The sequence below is a fragment of the Promicromonospora vindobonensis genome, from assembly GCF_042685865.1.
In the GTDB taxonomy this organism is placed as follows: Bacteria; Actinomycetota; Actinomycetes; order Actinomycetales; family Cellulomonadaceae; genus Promicromonospora; species Promicromonospora vindobonensis.
The window spans coordinates 720434-735076 of the sequence record NZ_JBHUOG010000001.1 but is presented as its reverse complement, the minus strand read 5'-3'; the positions used below and the strand labels follow the sequence as shown (position 1 = coordinate 735076).

Below are 14643 nucleotides of genomic sequence, written 5' to 3'. Positions count from 1 at the left end.
CGGGATCGTTGCGCCTAAAACGGACTCTTAGCAGCAAAGATCGCGCCCACAACCAACGGGGTGGGGTCAGGCGCGGAGCCAGACCGTCGTGTCCGACGGGAGCGCGACGGCGTCCGGCACCGTGTCGAGGTCGCCCGAGGCCACCAGCACCTCCGCGGTGGCAGGCAGCGTGAGCGGCTCGGCGCCCAGGTTGGCGACCACGACGACGTCGGAGACGCGGAAGGCGACGATGTCGGGGGAGTCGACAAGGGCGTCGACCCACGAGAGCGCGCTCCCGCCGACCTTCTCGGACCTGCGCAGGTCGAGCGCCCTCCGGTACATCTCGAACGTCGAGCCCTCGACGCCGTACTGCCGGTCGGCCGCCAGCTCCGCGTAGACGTCCGGCTGCGGCAGCCAGGTCTTGTCCGTGGAGCCGAACCCGTTGCCCGGCGCACCGCCGACCCACGGCAGCGGCACGCGGCAGCCGTCGCGGCCGGGCTCGGCGCCGTCGGTCCGGAAGAACGAGGGGTCCTGGCGGACCTCTGCGGGCAGCGCGGTGTGGTCCGGCAGGCCGAGCTCCTCGCCCTGGTACAGGTACGCCGAGCCCGGCAGGCCGAGCATCAGCAGGGTCGCGGCGCGGGCGCGGCGCAGGCCGAGCTCCGGGTCGGGCTGCGGGTCGGTCGCCGCGATGCCGTTGAGCTGGCGGCCCCCGATCTCGGCCAGGCCGAAGCGCGAGACGTGCCGCACGACGTCGTGGTTGGACAGCACCCAGGTGGTCGGTGCGCCGACGGCGTCCATCGTGTTGAACGACACGTCGACGACGGTGCGCATCCGCGCGGCGTCCCACGGGGCCGTGAGGAACGAGAAGTTGAACGCCTGGTGCATCTCGTCGGGGCGCACGTAGCGGGCCAGCCGGCTCAGCGGCTCCACCCACGCCTCGGCCACCAGGCAGCGGTCGCCCGGGTACTCCTCGAGGACCCGGTGCCAGGCGCGGTAGATCTCGTGCACGCCGTCCTGGTCGAACATCGGGCCGCTGTGCCCTGCGCCCGTGGAGCCGTCCTCGGGGGCGCCCGGGTCGGTGGCCTGCTCGTCGCTCTCAGCGACGGTGCCCTCGACCATCGACACGTGGCCCTCCCAGTCGGGGAGGCCTTCCGCCTTGACCATGCCGTGCGCGACGTCGACGCGGAACCCGTCGACGCCCCGGTCGAGCCAGAACCGCAGCACCGCCTCGAACTCCTCGCGGACCTCCGGGTTCTCCCAGTTCAGGTCCGGCTGCGAGGTGTCGAACAGGTGCAGGTACCACTGCGGGCCCAGCGGGGCGTCGTCCTCGCGAGGAGCCAGCCGCGTCCAGGCCGGGCCGCCGAAGATGGACTGCCAGTTGTTCGGCGGCTCGTCGCCGGCCGGGCCGCGGCCGTCGCGGAACATGTACCGGTCGCGCGCCGCCGAACCGGGGGCGGCGGCCAGCGCCTCCTGGAACCAGACGTGCTGGTCGGAGGAGTGGTTGGGCACGAGGTCGACGATGATCTTGAGGCCGCGCTCGTGGGCGCCGGCGAGCATCTCGTCGAAGTCCGCGAGGGTGCCGAACAGCGGGTCGATGTCGCGGTAGTCGGCGACGTCGTAGCCCGCGTCCTTCTGCGGGGAGCGGTAGAACGGGCTCAGCCAGACGGCGTCGACCCCCAGCTGCTTCAGGTGGTCCAGCTTGGAGGTGACGCCCGGCAGGTCGCCGATCCCGTCGCCGTCACCGTCCGCGAAGGAGCGCGGGTAGACCTGGTAGATCACCGCGTCGCGCCACCACTCGCCGCTGCCGGCGGGGGTGTGGACGGGGGCTCCGGCGCTGAGGTCATCGGTGGTGAGCGGGGCAGTACGTGTCACGTGTCGCGTCCTCGTGGTCGGGGGTATGTCGGTTGTAACGCTTGCTGCAAGCGTACGGGAGAGTACTAGCTCCGAGGAGCTGCCGGGGCGGCACCCGTGGAGCCGCGCACCACGAGCTCCGGGGTGAACAACAGCTCCGATCGGGGAGCTCGTTCGCCGTGGATCTCGGTGAGCAGGGCGCTGACGGCGGCGTGCGCCATGTCGGCGACCGGCTGACGCACCGTGGTCAGCGGCGGATCGGTGAACGCCACCAGCGGTGAGTCGTCGTATCCGACGACGCTGACGTCGTCGGGCACGGACAGGCCCCGCGAGTGCGCTGCGCGCACCGCGCCGAGCGCCATCAGGTCGGAGCCGCACACGACGGCGGTGTGGCCGGAGTCGAACAGCTCGCCGGCCGCCGCCTGGCCGCCCTCCAGCGTATAGAGGGTCAGGGCCACGTGCTCGCGGGCCTCCTGCTCGGTGGCCGCGAGGCCGTGCCGCACGAGCTGGGTCGCGAACGCCTCGATCTTGCGCTTGGCCGGCACGAACCGGTCGGGCCCGATCGCCATGCCGATGCGGCGGTGGCCCAGGCTCACCAGGTGGCGGACCGAGAGCTCGATGCTCGCGGCGTCGTCGGGCGAGACGAACGGCGCGTCGATGCCTGCCGCGTAGCCGTTGATCATGACGATCGGTAGCCCGCGCCCGCGCAGCCGCTGGTAGCGCTCGGTGGAGGCCCGCGTGTCGGCGTGCTTGCCGGAGACGAAGACGATGCCGTCCACCGCGTGGTCGATCAGGGTCTCGACGTACTCGTCCTCTGTGGTGCCGCCCGGCGACTGGGTGCACAGCAGCGGCGTGTAGCCGCGTGAGGCGAGCTGCGACTCGATGGCCTGCGCGAACGCAGGGAACACCGGGTTGGACAGCTCGGGCACCACCAGGCCGATGAGGCCGGCGGGGCGGGCCCGTAGCGCCGACGGACGCTCGTAGCCGAGCACGTCGAGGGCGGCGAGCACGGCCTGCCGGGTCTCGCCCGCCACGCCTGGCTTGCCGTTGAGCACGCGCGACACTGTCGCGGTGGAGACCCCTGCCTGCTCGGCGAGGTCGGTCAGTCGAGTGCGCACGCCTGGCAGCCTAAGTGACATGTGACCTCCTCGTCCCTGCTGGTGCCGGGTGTCGGCGCCCCGTTGTCGCCGCCGGTGTCCACGACCGGCTGCAAGCGTTGCTGAAAGTTTATCGCAACGGCTTGCAAGATTACCGGACCCGGCCTTACGGTTCGTGGCATCGAACCAGGCCCACCTCGGGCCGCGAACACCGGGAGTGACGATGCGACGGAGCATCCTGACCGCCGCTGCGCTGACCGCGACGCTGGCGCTGGCCGCCTGCTCGGGCGGCGCGGAGGAACCAGCGGGCGAGGAGACCGCGGCTGCACCCGACGGGGCAGGCGCGACCCTCACCGTCTGGGTCGACGAGACCCGCCAGGCCGCCGTGGAGGACGCGGCGGCCGGCTTCGAGGAGTCGACAGGCGCCGAGGTGGAGGTGGTGCTGAAGAACTTCGAGGACATCCGCCCCGACTTCCTGGCCCAGGTGCCCACCGGCAAGGGCCCCGACATCACCGTGGGCGCGCACGACTGGCTGGGTGAGCTCACGACCAACGGCGTCGTGGCCCCGATCGAGCTCGGTGACACCGCTGCCGCGTTCGAGCCGGTCTCCGTCGCGGCCTTCACGCAGGACGACCAGGTGTACGGCCTGCCCTACGCGGTGGAGAACATCGCGCTCATCCGTAACACCGAGCTCGCTCCCGAGGCCCCTGCCACCTGGGACGACGCCATCACGGCCGGCAAGGACGCGGACACCAAGTACCCGCTGCTGATCCAGACCTCCACCGAGGGCGATCCCTACACGTTCTACCCGCTGCAGATGTCGTTCGGCGCCCCGGTGTTCGAGCAGAACGCGGACGGCTCGTACCAGCCGGAGCTCGCGCTCGGCGGCGAGGGCGGCACGAAGTTCGCGCAGTGGCTGGCCGAGCAGGGTGAGGCGGGAGTGCTGAGCACCGACGTCACCTACGACATCGCGGTGGCCGCCTTCGCCAAGGGGGAGTCGCCGTTCATCGTGGGCGGCCCGTGGATGCTGGAGCAGTTCGCGGACCTCGACCTGTCGATCGACCCGGTCCCGAGCGCCGGCGGCGAGCCCGCCCAGCCGTTCGTCGGCGTGGCCGGCTTCTACGTGAGCGCGCAGAGCGAGAACGCGCTGCTCGCCAACGACTTCCTGGTCAACCACATGGCCACCACCGAAGCGCAGCTCGCGCTGTACGAGGCGGGCGACCGGCCGCCGGCCCTGATCGAGGCCGCCGACACCGCATCGGAGGACCCGATCACCGCGGGCTTCCGGGAGATCGGCGCCGAGGCGGTCCCGATGCCGTCGCTGCCAGAGATGGGCGCCGTGTGGGCGTACTGGGGCGTGACCGAGGCTGCGATCGTCTCCGGCAAGTCCGACCCGGCCAAGGCCTGGGACAAGATGGTCGCCGACATCCAGGGTGAGATCGGTTGATGATGTCGCCTGTGACCCGGGGCTCCGGTCGGACCGGCTGGAGCCCCGGGTTTCTCGTCAAGCTCGTCCTGATCGCGCTGGTCGACGCCCTCGGCGTGTACGCGGTCCTCGCCGCGTGGGGTGCCGGGTCGTGGGGCATCCTCTCCGCGATGGTGGCGCTCCTGCTCGTGGCGAACTGGGCGTACTTCAGCAAGCGCGCGCTGCCCCTGAAGTACATCCTGCCCGGCCTCGCGTTCCTGCTCGTCTACCAGGTGTACGTGGTCGCCTACACGGGCTACGTCGCGTTCACCAACTACGGCGACGGGCACAACTCCACCCAGGAGCAGGCCGTCGAGGCGCTCCTGGTGCAGAACGAGCGCCGGGTGGAGGGCTCGCCGTCGTCCCCCCTCACGGTGGTGGCGGACGGCGAGACGCTCGGGTTCGCGATCGTCTCGGCGGAGGGCGAGGTGGAGGCCGGCACCGCCGACGAGCCGCTCACCGCCGTCGACGGCGCCGCGGTGGACGCCGGCCGGATCACCGCGCTGCCGGGGTACGAGGTGCTGGAGTACGCAGAGGTCCTCGAGCGGCAGCAGGAGGTCACCGACCTGCGCGTGCCGGTCTCCGAGGACCCGAACGACGGCTCGGTCCGGACCCAGGACGCCCGCACGGGGTACGTCTTCACGTCCACGCTGACGTACGACGCCGCGTCGGACACCATGACCGACACCACCACCGGAGTGACGTACACGCCCAACGACGACGGCCAGTTCGAGGCCGCAGACGGCACCACCCTGCCGGTGGGCTGGCGCGTGCTCGTCGGCCTGGACAACTTCGTCACCGCGTTCGGCGACGACCGGTACGCGGGCCCGTTCGGCAAGATCCTGCTGTGGACGTTCGCGTTCGCGGTGCTCTCGGTGGCCTCGACGTTCCTGCTCGGCCTGTTCCTCGCGATCGCGTTCAACGACGCGCGCCTGCGCGGGCGGCGGATCTACCGGACGCTGGTGATCCTGCCCTACGCGATCCCCGGGTTCCTCGCGGCCCTGCTGTGGTCGGGCATGCTCAACCGGTCCTACGGGTTCGTCAACGAGGTGCTGCTCGGCGGGGCGTCGATCCCGTGGCTCACCGACCCGGTGCTGGCCAAGCTGGCCGTGCTCGGCGTGAACCTCTGGCTCGGCTTCCCGTACATGTTCCTGATCTGCACGGGCGCGCTGCAGTCCCTGCCTGGCGACGTGCTGGAGGCCGCACGGATCGACGGCGCCGGCCGGTGGCGCACCTGGCGGTCCATCACCCTGCCCCTGCTGCTGGTCGCGACGGCGCCGCTGCTCATCTCGTCGTTCGCGTTCAACTTCAACAACTTCACCTTGATCTACATGCTCACCGGCGGTGGCCCGCGGTTCGACGACGCCTCGGTGCCGCTCGGGCACACCGACATCCTCATCTCGATGGTCTACTCGGTCTCCGGTCTCGACGGGACCGCCGCCAAGGACTACGGCCTGGCCAGCGCCCTGTCGATCGTCATCTTCGTGGTGGTGGCGACCATCTCCGCCCTCGCGTTCCGGCGCACCCGCTCGCTCGAGGAGATCGCCTGATGAGCACGACCACGACGACAGCCCCCGCGCCCAGCCGGGTCGCCCTGCCTCGCCGCACGTCCCCGGCCCGCTGGTTCTCCGACCTCGGGTGGCGGCACCTGGTCGGCGTGCTCGCCGTGGTCTACGCGGGCTTCCCGCTGGTCTACGTCGTGTCGGCCTCCCTGGCCGACGGCGGCACGCTCACCGGCTCCAACGACCTGTTCGCGTCCGTGTCGACCGCCAACTACGTGGCGCTGGGCGACACGAGGTTCTGGACCTGGATGGGCAACACGCTGGTCGTGGCGGTGGTGACAGGGGCAGGCACGGTGCTCATGGGCGCCGCAGCGGCCTACGCCTTCTCCCGGTTCCGGTTCAGCGGACGCCGGGTGGGGCTCACCGCCCTGCTCATCATCCAGATGTTCCCGCAGATGCTCGCGTTCGTGGCGATCTTCCTGCTGTGCATCTCGCTGGGCGAGGTGGTCCCGGTGCTGGGGCTGGACTCCAAGCTCGCGCTGATCTGCGTGTACCTCGGCGGGGCGCTCGGGGTGAACACGTTCCTCATGTACGGGTTCTTCAACACCGTGCCGCGGGAGATCGACGAGGCCGCGAAGATCGACGGCGCCTCCCACGCCCAGATCTACTGGACCATCGTGCTGCGGCTGACCGCGCCGATCCTCGCCGTGGTGGGGCTGCTCAGCTTCATCGCGACGTTCGGCGAGTTCATCATCGCCCGCGTGCTGCTGCAGTCGGAGGAGAGCTGGACGCTCGCCGTCGGCCTCTACGGGTGGGTGTCGTCGCTGCTGGACGCCAACTGGGGCCTGTTCACGGCGGGTGCCGTGCTGTCGGCGCTGCCGGTGCTCGCGCTGTTCCTGTTCCTGCAGAAGTACATCGTGGGCGGCCTGACGGCGGGCTCGGTCAAGGGCTGACCAGCCGGATCCCCGCTGGTCGAGCTTGTCGAGACCCACTTCTCGGCAAGCCCGACCGACGGACGAGTCTGGCGAGTTCGGCCTTCAGTCCCGAACGAGGTCAGCTACCCGGTCGAGCAACTTCTCCCGCACCTTGCATGGATCGTCATCAATGTCCTTCGCAGCTCGACGTACTCGCTCCACGACGTCGTCCACCAGCGCCCTGGACTGCTCGATCGGTCGATGCCACGTCGCTGACTCCGCCGCGAGGTCGCCCGGTTTGATGTATCGCAGCCGCGTCTTGCCGTTCACCGCGAGACCGGAGCGGTCATACCGTGGAACGACCAGATGAACGGCGGCCGCGTCGTACATCGGTGCGGGATGCAGCCGGGCTTGCGCGTCGATGATGTAGGAGTAGTTCTTCGCGTGCGAGTCACCATTGCCGACGATGACGTTGAACGTCACCTGTTCGAGCAGCGCATCGAGGAATGCTTCCGGGTCGGCAGCGTGCTCGGTGGCCTGGTCCGCGAGGGCCGCAAGGTGGCCAGGGCTACGTTCTTGTTCGTACTTGTCTCGCGTTGCGAGCCCCAGGCCCTGCGCCAGATCCTCCTGATGGATCCGCCCGCCGTCGACACGGTCGTAGCGTTCGACGACGATTGCTGTCCGGCCGTCGAACTCTTGAATCTCGGTCGTTGCGGCCGGTATGCCCGCCGCACGGGCAAGGCGCATCGTCCAGTCCTCGAGACGGACGAGGTCGGGAATCACCGCGTCGGAGATCGGCTCGGGCTTCACGATGTGCGTCGACGCTGCCCCAGCGAGCGGCCATGCCCAGCCGTCCGGCGTCGCCGTGAGCAAGACCTTCGCCTGGATCCCGCCCAGTGAAGCGGTCATGGGAAGATCGTTCGCGACCGGCAATGTCGGGAGGTCGGAGACGACGCTGCCGACCTCTGCGTCGGAGAGAAGGCGGAGCGTTCCTGACGGTGGCTCTGTGCCGGACGGCAGAACCTGGACCGCACCGGCGCACTCCGCCCCGAGCGCACGGAGCAGGCCGAACACGTTGTCAGGGGCTACACCGTTCTCCCGTTCGAGCTGTCCGCGAAGTGGCGATTCCGGCAGGAGACCGTCGAAATAGCGTTCCAGGTGCGCCCCCTGGACGCGACGCACCGTGGTCGGCAACGAGAGCGACAACGGACACGCGCCTTCGCCCCAGCGGGCGATCGCCTCGGGCGTCCACACGAGGCGGAGCCGGCCGTTGCGGAGTCGGGTCAGCTCGGCGACGTGGATCCCGTGCAGCCAGACTGCAAGGGTGTTCTCAGTCGGCATCATCGAACGCCACACTGACCTGTGCGTTGCGCGGGATGACATAGATCTCGTAACCGGCACTGGCCAACGTCTTCGTCAGCACGGCGGTGGTGACGGGCACTCCACGCTCAAGTCGTGAGAGCGTCGGCCGCGAGGAGCTGATGAGATCGGCTAGCTCGGACTGGCTGAGACCGGCTGACTCCCGGGCCCCCTTCGTGGCGGCGCCGAGAGCGGTGAGGCCGCGGACGCGGAACCATCGCTGAATCATATGCGATTCATCCTCCCCAGAGATGCGTGGTGAATCAGATATGAGTCATTCTCTGCCATCGGTGACGACGCGTCAAATTTGATTCACGCTGTTCTCGGCGTCTGACCCTCGCAGGGCCTGTCGGCCGAGAGATTCAGGACCCGGGTGTGACCAGCCGGGCGTGCAGCGCCAGCGCCGACAGGTCCGTCAGGGACGCGACCTGGTCGACCACCACGCGCAGGCGCCCGGCGTCGTCGGGTGCGGCGCGCCAGTCCGCGGCGAACGGTGTCTCCAGCTCGTCCGGGGCGCGGTCGGCGAGCACACCGACCAGCTCGGCCAGGATCTCCCGCTCCCGCAGGTAGCGGGGCTCCTGGCCGCGCGGCGCCATGACGTAGGCGACGGCGATGCCCTTGAGCGCGAGGATCTCGTGCTCGAGCTCGGCCGGTACCACGAGCCGGGCGGCATACCGGGTGAGCGCGCCCTCGCCGAACTCGGCCCGCGTCGCGCTGATCGCCGAGCCGATGAACCGGCCGATGAGCTGGCTCGTCATGTCCTTGAGCGAGGCGAGGGACCTGCGCGACCCGTCGAAGGCCCGGACCAGGTGCCCGACGCCGCGCAGGTAGTCCTGCAGGCGTCCGATGGCGTCGTCGATGGCGTCGTGCGTGTACCACTCGCCGTACCAGGCGCGCACGTACTCGGCCACGCGCGCCCGCTCGTCGGCGTCCGCCATGAGGTCGAGGTCGATGCGGCCGGCCACCACGCCGTCCTCGACGTCGTGCACCGAGTAGCTGATGTCGTCGGCGAGGTCCATGACCTGGGCCTCGAGGCACTTCACGCCGTCGGGCGCGTTCTCCCGGAGCCAGGTGAACACGGGGAGGTCGTCGGCGTAGACGCCGAACTTGCGGCTCGCCGTGCCGTCCGGGCGCGCGGGGCCGGCCCCGTAGGCCCACGGGTACTTGACGCTCGCGTCGAGGCTCGCGCGGGTGAGGTTGAGGCCCGCGGGGGTGTCGTCGTCGGCGAGCACCTTTGGCTCGAGCCGCGTCAGCAGGCGCAGGGTCTGCGCGTTGCCCTCGAAGCCGCCGATCGGCTCGGCGATCTCGGCGAGCGCCGTCTCGCCGTTGTGCCCGAACGGCGGGTGGCCGAGGTCGTGGGTGAGGCACGCGGTGTCGACGACGTCGGGGTCGCAGCCCAGCGAGCGGCCCATGCCGCGGCCCACCTGCGCGACCTCGAGGGAGTGGGTCAGCCGGGTGCGTACGAAGTCGTCGTGCCCCGCGCCGAGCACCTGGGTCTTGGCGCCGAGGCGCCGCAGCGCGGACGAGTGCACCACGCGGCCGCGGTCTCGTTCGAAGGGGGTACGGGCCTGCGACTTGGGCGGTTCGGACACCCAGCGTTCGACGTCCTGCGCGCTGTACGACGGCGGGATGCTCTTCCCGAGGGCTTGCTCCACGCGTCCACTCTAGTCACGCTGGCTGACAACCCCGGAATCCGGCCCCGCTGCCGTCGGCCGGTGTGTCAGCGGAGGCAGGTGCTCGGCCCTGCCTCCGCCGCGGCGACCCTACTTGTTGTTGCTGTACCAGCTCAGGCCGCCGGGGAGGTTCAAGGAGTGCTTCTTGGTTCTTGAGTTCCAGGTCCAGGGACCGATCTTGAAGCTCATGGACGACAAGCCCTTCTGGGTGATGTTGAACTTGAGCGGGCCGAGCGACAGCCGCTTGCGATACCGGATTCCCATGTTCCTGACTTTCCTCCTCGGGTCGGGGCAAAGCGTACCGAACTGCGCTAGCCCGGCAAACCGCCTTCGACCCCCCGTTGAATGCTGGATATGTGCCGGTCTCCGGGGGCGAGAACGCGCAGACAGCCAGCACTCAACGAGCCGGGGAGCTAGTCGCGGGCAGCGACCCAGGCGTCGCTCGCGCGCTGGACATCGTCCGGCGTGACCGACTCGGCGACCGTGACGAAGTACCAGCGGTGACCGAAGGGGCAGCGGACGGCGGCCTGCCGGAACCCCTCGAACCAGTCGGCAGGCTCGGCCAGGCTGGTCGCGCCGGCGGCGAGCGCGCGGGCGTGGGCGGCGTCGGTTTCCTCGACCGGGACGGTGAAGCTCGCGTGCGTCGGCGCGCCGGGCTCGGGGGCGACGGAGTCCGGCGGGAACGCGCCGGCGACGGTGAACGTCGACTCGCCCGCGGCGGACCGCAGGACCAGGTCGGAGTGGATCACCGCGTCGCCGGCGGTGATGACGGAGAGCGTCTCCGCGCCGAACGCCGCCTCGTAGAAGGCGATGGCCGCGCGCGCGTCGCTCACGGAGATGTTGGGGTGCAGGGCTGAGTTCTTCATGTCATCGATGCTCCAGCGGCCAGCGTGTGCCAGTCTTGGAAATATGCGACAGGCGTTCGACGGCGAACGGGCGGTCACGCAGGCGCTCGAGTCCGGGCCGACGCACGGCATCGTGAACCCCGCGCGGGCGCGCGACCGGTTCGTGCTGGCGCGCGTCGAGCCGGCCCCCGACCTCGCCGACGTCGTGGACTGGCACTGGGTGATCACCTGGGACCTGTCGCCGGGCAGCACGTTCACCCAGACCGTGATGCCGCACCCCGTCGGCCACGTCGTGGCGGAGGACACCGGTCTTCTCGTCTACGCCATGCCCGCAGGGCTCTTCGAGCGCACCCTGAGCGGCACCGGCGCCGTGGTCGGCACCAAGCTGCGCCCCGGCGGCTACCGGGCGCTGCTCGGGCTCACGCACCCGGGTGAGCGCGGCGCCGTCGGCCCTGCCGGGTTCCTCGGCCCGACGGCGCGGCGTGCGGCGGGCGAGGCGCTCGCCGAGGCGCTGGCAGGCCGGGCGGACGCCGCCGTCGAGACGGTCACCCCGCTGCTCCTCGACGCGGCGGGGCGGGCGAGGACCCAGCGGTCCACCGCGGCGCTGGCCGCGCTCCGCGAGGCGTTCGAGGTCATCGCCGAGGCCGCGCCGGGCACCACCGTCGCTGCGCTCGCCGACCGGCTCGGCACCACCCCGCGCTCGCTGCAGCGGTTGTTCGCCGACTGGGTGGGCGTGAGCCCCAAGTGGGTGCTGCGCAGGCACCGGGTGCACCTCGCCGCCGAGCTGCTCGGCAGGGACCCGCTCCAGGACCTGGCGGGGCTCGCGGCCGCCGTCGGCTATTACGACCAGGCGCACTTCACCGGGGACTTCGTGCGTGCGGTCGGCGTGGCTCCGGGCGAGTACGCCCGCGTCTGCGCACGGGCGCTGGCGACGCAGGGACGCTGAGCGGGCTGTGGACGGCGGCGTCGTGGTCCGGCGCGCGAGCATAGACTTCCAGGCGTGGCCGGGCTGATCAGACGTGAGGATGTGGACCAGGTCCGCGAACGCGCGCGGATCGACGAGATCGTCTCGGCGCACGTGACCCTCAAGCCCGCCGGAGTGGGCGCTCTGGTGGGTCTGTGCCCCTTCCACGACGAGCGCAGCCCCAGCTTCAACGTGCGCCCGAGCGTCGGCCGCTACCACTGCTTCGGCTGCGGCGAGGGCGGCGACGTCATCGAGTTCATCATGAAGATGGACGGGCTGAGCTTCACCGAGGCCATCGAGTACCTCGCGGGCAAGACCGGCGTGCAGCTGCGCTACGAGGAGGGCGGCAACGCCCGTCCCCGCGAGGAGCCAGGCAAGCGGCAGCGCCTGCTGGAGGCCAACCGGGTGGCGGCGGAGTTCTACGCGGAGCAGCTCATGGGCCCTGGGGCAACCGCCGCGCGCACCTTCCTCGCTGAGCGCAGCTTCGACCGGTCCGACGCCGAGCACTTCGGAGTCGGCTTCGCGCCGAAGGGCTGGGACGCGCTGCAGCGTCACCTCCAGGGCAGGGGCTTCACGCAGCCGGAGCTCGTCGCCAGCGGGCTGATGTCGCAGGGGCAGCGCGGCATCTACGACCGGTTCCGCGGCCGGGTCATCTGGCCCATCCGGGACGTGACGGGGGCCGTGATCGGCTTCGGCGCGCGCCGCCTGTTCGACGACGACCAGGGCCCCAAGTACCTCAACACCCCCGAGACGAGCCTCTACAAGAAGTCGCACGTGCTGTACGGGATCGACCTCGCCAAGCGGGAGATCGCCAAGGGCAAGCGCGTGGTGGTGGTCGAGGGGTACACGGACGTCATGGCGGCGCACCTGTCCGGCGTGACGACGGCGGTGGCCACGTGCGGCACCGCCTTCGGCGGCGACCACGCCAAGGTGGTGCGCCGCCTGCTCGGCGACACGACCGCAGGCGGCGGCCTCCAGCTGACGTCGGGCGGGACGGTCGGCGGCGAGATCATCTTCACGTTCGACGGGGACGCGGCAGGGCAGAAGGCCGCGGAGCGTGCGTACGGCGAGGACCAGCGGTTCTTCGCGCAGACCTACGTGGCGGTGGCGGACGGCGGCATGGACCCGTGCGACCTGCGCATGGCCAAGGGCCCCGAGGCCGTCCGTGCGCTGGTCGACGGGCGCAAGCCCCTGTTCGCCTTCGTCATCCAGGCCAAGATCAAGCAGTTCGACCTGAACACCGTGGAGGGTCGCGTGTCCGCCGTGCGGGCCGCTGCACCCGAGATCGTCGGCATCCGTGACCGCAGCCAGCGCGACGGCTACATGCGCGAGGTCGCAGGCTGGATCGGCACGGAGATCGACGAGGTGCGGCGAGAGGTCGGCCGCGCGGCGTCGACACCCTCGTTGCGCCGCGCGCCGGACCGGGCCGACGGCGACCGGCAGCCGGGCACCGCGGCGTCATCCGCAGGGAGCGGGCCGGAGGCGAACGGTCCGCGGTCGGGCGCCGTGCCGCAGGTGTCGGCGCCCGACCTGCGCGACCCGGTGGCACGCGCCGAGTGGCTGGCGCTCGTCGCGGTGCTCCAGTACCCGCAGCACGTACCGGCGTCGTTCGACGACCTGGGCGAGGAGGCGTTCGTCGTGCCCGCGTGGCAGGCGGTGCACACCGCGATCCGGGCTGCCGGGGGTGTGGCTGCCGGGCGCGAGATCTCCACGGCGCTGTGGGTCGCCGCCGTGCTGGACCAGGCTCCCGAGGCCGTGGCGAGCCTGGTCACGCAGCTGGCGGTGGCGGACCTCCCGGAGGACCGGGAGTCCGCGATCGGGGCGGTGGTCGAGGGAGTGGTGCGGAACGTCGTCGACCACGTGCTGGGGCGCCGCGTGGCGGACGCCAAGAGCCGCTTGCGCCGGCTCGATCCCGACACCGAGCACTACCAGGCGGCGTTCGCGGAGCTCCTGACGATCGAGGCCGAGCGCCGCACCCTCCGCGAGAGCGCGGGCACCTAGCCGTCAGGGGTGGTCGCGGGTGAGGAGCTCGCCGTCGGCCGAGGTCGCGGCCATCAGGCCCGACGCCGCCGCCATGAGCACCGACGCGAGCGGCATCGGCGTCGCCGACGTATGGGCCATGTCGCCCGCCGCGAACACCCCCGGTACGCTCGTGCGGCCCATGGCGTCGACGTCGACGGCGCCCGACTCCTGCATCGTCAGACCGAGCTGTTCGGCGAACGGGGCGCGCTGCGCGAACTCGGCCGCCACGAAGATGCCGCCCACCGCATCGTCGGGGCCGTCGGCGAACGACACGGTGGCACCGGCGGCGCTGCGCCTGAGCTCCTTGACGGGCTCGGGGCGGACGGCGACGCCCGCGTCGTCGAGCCGGGCGCGGAGGCCCGGTTCGAGCTCCGCGCCGTCGGTCAGGACGGTGAGGCGGCTCGCGATGCGCTCCAGCAGGAACGCGACCCGTGCCACGTGCGGCCCGTTGCCGAGCACCGCGATGTGCTCGCCGCTCAGCTCGTGCCCGTGGCAGTACGGGCAGACGGCGGCGACCGTGCCGAACAGGGGCGCGAGGCCGGGGACCGCCGGGAGGGTGTCCCGCAGCCCCGTCGCGAGCAGCACCGTGCGGGTGGCGAACGACTCGGGACCGCCGGCACCCTCGGCGCTCGGCTCGGCACCCAGCTCGACCCGGAACCCGTCGCCGTCGGGCACGACGGCGGTCGCTGCCGCCTCGCGGACCGTCACCGTCGCGTAGGCGGCCAGCTCGGCGCGGGCGGCGGCGCGGAACTCGGCCGGCGGCGTGCCGTCCCGCGTCACGAAGTTGTGCAGGTGCTCGGCGGGCGCGTTGCGGTACTCGCCGGAGTCGAGCAGCAGGACGCGCCGGTGCATGCGGCCGAGCGTGAGCGCGGCCTGCAACCCGGCCGGGCCGCCACCGATCACCACGGTGTCGTAGGGCGCGTCGGGGTCGTGAGGGCTGGTCGAGGGGGCTGGTCCGGACATCGCTGGGCT

12 protein-coding genes and 1 pseudogene are annotated in these 14643 nt (G+C 71.3%); 5 read left to right on the top strand and 8 right to left on the bottom strand.

The annotated features are described in order from the left end of the window. Positions 1 to 66 precede the first annotated feature (66 nt). Positions 67 to 1851 (bottom strand): glycoside hydrolase family 13 protein, encoded by a 1785-nt coding sequence (locus ACFS27_RS03530; RefSeq protein WP_377180406.1) that lies wholly within the window; start codon positions 1849 to 1851, stop codon positions 67 to 69. A gap of 65 nt (positions 1852 to 1916) precedes the next feature. Further along, entirely contained in the window at positions 1917 to 2969 is a 1053-nt protein-coding gene (locus tag ACFS27_RS03525; RefSeq protein WP_377180404.1) for a LacI family DNA-binding transcriptional regulator, read from the bottom strand. Positions 2970 to 3150: 181 nt separating this feature from the next. Here ACFS27_RS03525 and ACFS27_RS03520 point away from each other — a divergent pair, with 181 nt between their 5' ends. The 3 genes from ACFS27_RS03520 to ACFS27_RS03510 are packed head-to-tail and all read left to right on the top strand — an operon-like array spanning position 3151 to position 6847. Then, a complete protein-coding gene (locus tag ACFS27_RS03520; protein ID WP_377180402.1) occupies positions 3151 to 4374 on the top strand; it encodes a sugar ABC transporter substrate-binding protein in 1224 nt (407 codons plus the stop codon). 2 nt (positions 4375 to 4376) lie between these two features. Then, positions 4377 to 5942 carry an ABC transporter permease subunit gene (locus ACFS27_RS03515; protein ID WP_377180400.1) on the top strand — a complete coding sequence of 522 codons (1566 nt, stop codon included), beginning with the start codon at positions 4377 to 4379 and terminating at the stop codon, positions 5940 to 5942. Next, positions 5942 to 6847 (top strand): sugar ABC transporter permease, encoded by a 906-nt coding sequence (locus ACFS27_RS03510; RefSeq protein ID WP_377180398.1) that lies wholly within the window; start codon positions 5942 to 5944, stop codon positions 6845 to 6847. Before ACFS27_RS03515 ends, ACFS27_RS03510 begins: the two co-directional genes overlap by 1 nt. Positions 6848 to 6931: 84 nt before the next feature. Here the strand turns inward: ACFS27_RS03510 and ACFS27_RS03505 are convergent, their stop codons facing one another. The 5 genes and pseudogenes from ACFS27_RS03505 to ACFS27_RS03485 form a co-directional block, all read right to left on the bottom strand. Beyond that, a complete protein-coding gene (locus ACFS27_RS03505; RefSeq protein WP_377180396.1) occupies positions 6932 to 8149 on the bottom strand; it encodes a type II toxin-antitoxin system HipA family toxin in 1218 nt (405 codons plus the stop codon). Between the two features lie 100 nt (positions 8150 to 8249). Next, a pseudogene (locus tag ACFS27_RS03500) lies at positions 8250 to 8396 on the bottom strand (helix-turn-helix transcriptional regulator); the annotation flags it as partial. 133 nt (positions 8397 to 8529) lie between these two features. Next, a complete protein-coding gene (locus tag ACFS27_RS03495; protein WP_377180394.1) occupies positions 8530 to 9822 on the bottom strand; it encodes a deoxyguanosinetriphosphate triphosphohydrolase in 1293 nt (430 codons plus the stop codon). 108 nt (positions 9823 to 9930) lie between these two features. Further along, on the bottom strand, positions 9931 to 10104 hold the full coding sequence (locus ACFS27_RS03490) for a DUF4236 domain-containing protein (RefSeq protein ID WP_377180392.1): 174 nt from the start codon (positions 10102 to 10104) through the stop codon (positions 9931 to 9933). A 149-nt stretch (positions 10105 to 10253) separates the two neighbouring features. Next, complete coding sequence (locus ACFS27_RS03485) at positions 10254 to 10706, bottom strand: VOC family protein (RefSeq protein WP_377180390.1); 453 nt, start codon at positions 10704 to 10706, stop codon at positions 10254 to 10256. Positions 10707 to 10749: 43 nt separating this feature from the next. Here ACFS27_RS03485 and ACFS27_RS03480 point away from each other — a divergent pair, with 43 nt between their 5' ends. Together ACFS27_RS03480 and dnaG are read left to right on the top strand one after the other, a co-directional pair. Further along, the gene (locus ACFS27_RS03480) at positions 10750 to 11631 is read left to right on the top strand and encodes an AraC family transcriptional regulator (RefSeq protein WP_377180388.1); all 882 of its coding nucleotides are present in this window, start codon (positions 10750 to 10752) and stop codon (positions 11629 to 11631) included. A 54-nt stretch (positions 11632 to 11685) separates the two neighbouring features. Further along, complete coding sequence (gene dnaG, locus ACFS27_RS03475; RefSeq protein ID WP_377180386.1) at positions 11686 to 13650, top strand: DNA primase; 1965 nt, start codon at positions 11686 to 11688, stop codon at positions 13648 to 13650. A 3-nt stretch (positions 13651 to 13653) separates the two neighbouring features. On the opposite strand, the gene ACFS27_RS03470 is transcribed toward dnaG, so the two are convergent. After that, positions 13654 to 14634, bottom strand: a complete 981-nt coding sequence (locus ACFS27_RS03470) for an NAD(P)/FAD-dependent oxidoreductase (protein ID WP_377180384.1) — start codon at positions 14632 to 14634, stop codon at positions 13654 to 13656. Positions 14635 to 14643: the final 9 nt, after the last annotated feature.

Bases quoted from the DNA above. Each gene is read 5' to 3' on its own strand.
- ACFS27_RS03505 (WP_377180396.1), bottom strand. From the start codon at position 8,149: ATGCCGACTGAGAACACCCTTGCAGTCTGGCTGCACGGGATCCACGTC.
- ACFS27_RS03510 (WP_377180398.1), top strand. From the start codon at position 5,942: ATGAGCACGACCACGACGACAGCCCCCGCGCCCAGCCGGGTCGCCCTG.
- ACFS27_RS03520 (WP_377180402.1), top strand. From the start codon at position 3,151: ATGCGACGGAGCATCCTGACCGCCGCTGCGCTGACCGCGACGCTGGCG.
- ACFS27_RS03485 (WP_377180390.1), bottom strand. From the start codon at position 10,706: ATGAAGAACTCAGCCCTGCACCCCAACATCTCCGTGAGCGACGCGCGC.
- ACFS27_RS03515 (WP_377180400.1), top strand. From the start codon at position 4,377: ATGTCGCCTGTGACCCGGGGCTCCGGTCGGACCGGCTGGAGCCCCGGG.
- ACFS27_RS03490 (WP_377180392.1), bottom strand. From the start codon at position 10,104: ATGGGAATCCGGTATCGCAAGCGGCTGTCGCTCGGCCCGCTCAAGTTC.
- ACFS27_RS03470 (WP_377180384.1), bottom strand. From the start codon at position 14,634: ATGTCCGGACCAGCCCCCTCGACCAGCCCTCACGACCCCGACGCGCCC.
- ACFS27_RS03480 (WP_377180388.1), top strand. From the start codon at position 10,750: ATGCGACAGGCGTTCGACGGCGAACGGGCGGTCACGCAGGCGCTCGAG.
- ACFS27_RS03525 (WP_377180404.1), bottom strand. From the start codon at position 2,969: ATGTCACTTAGGCTGCCAGGCGTGCGCACTCGACTGACCGACCTCGCC.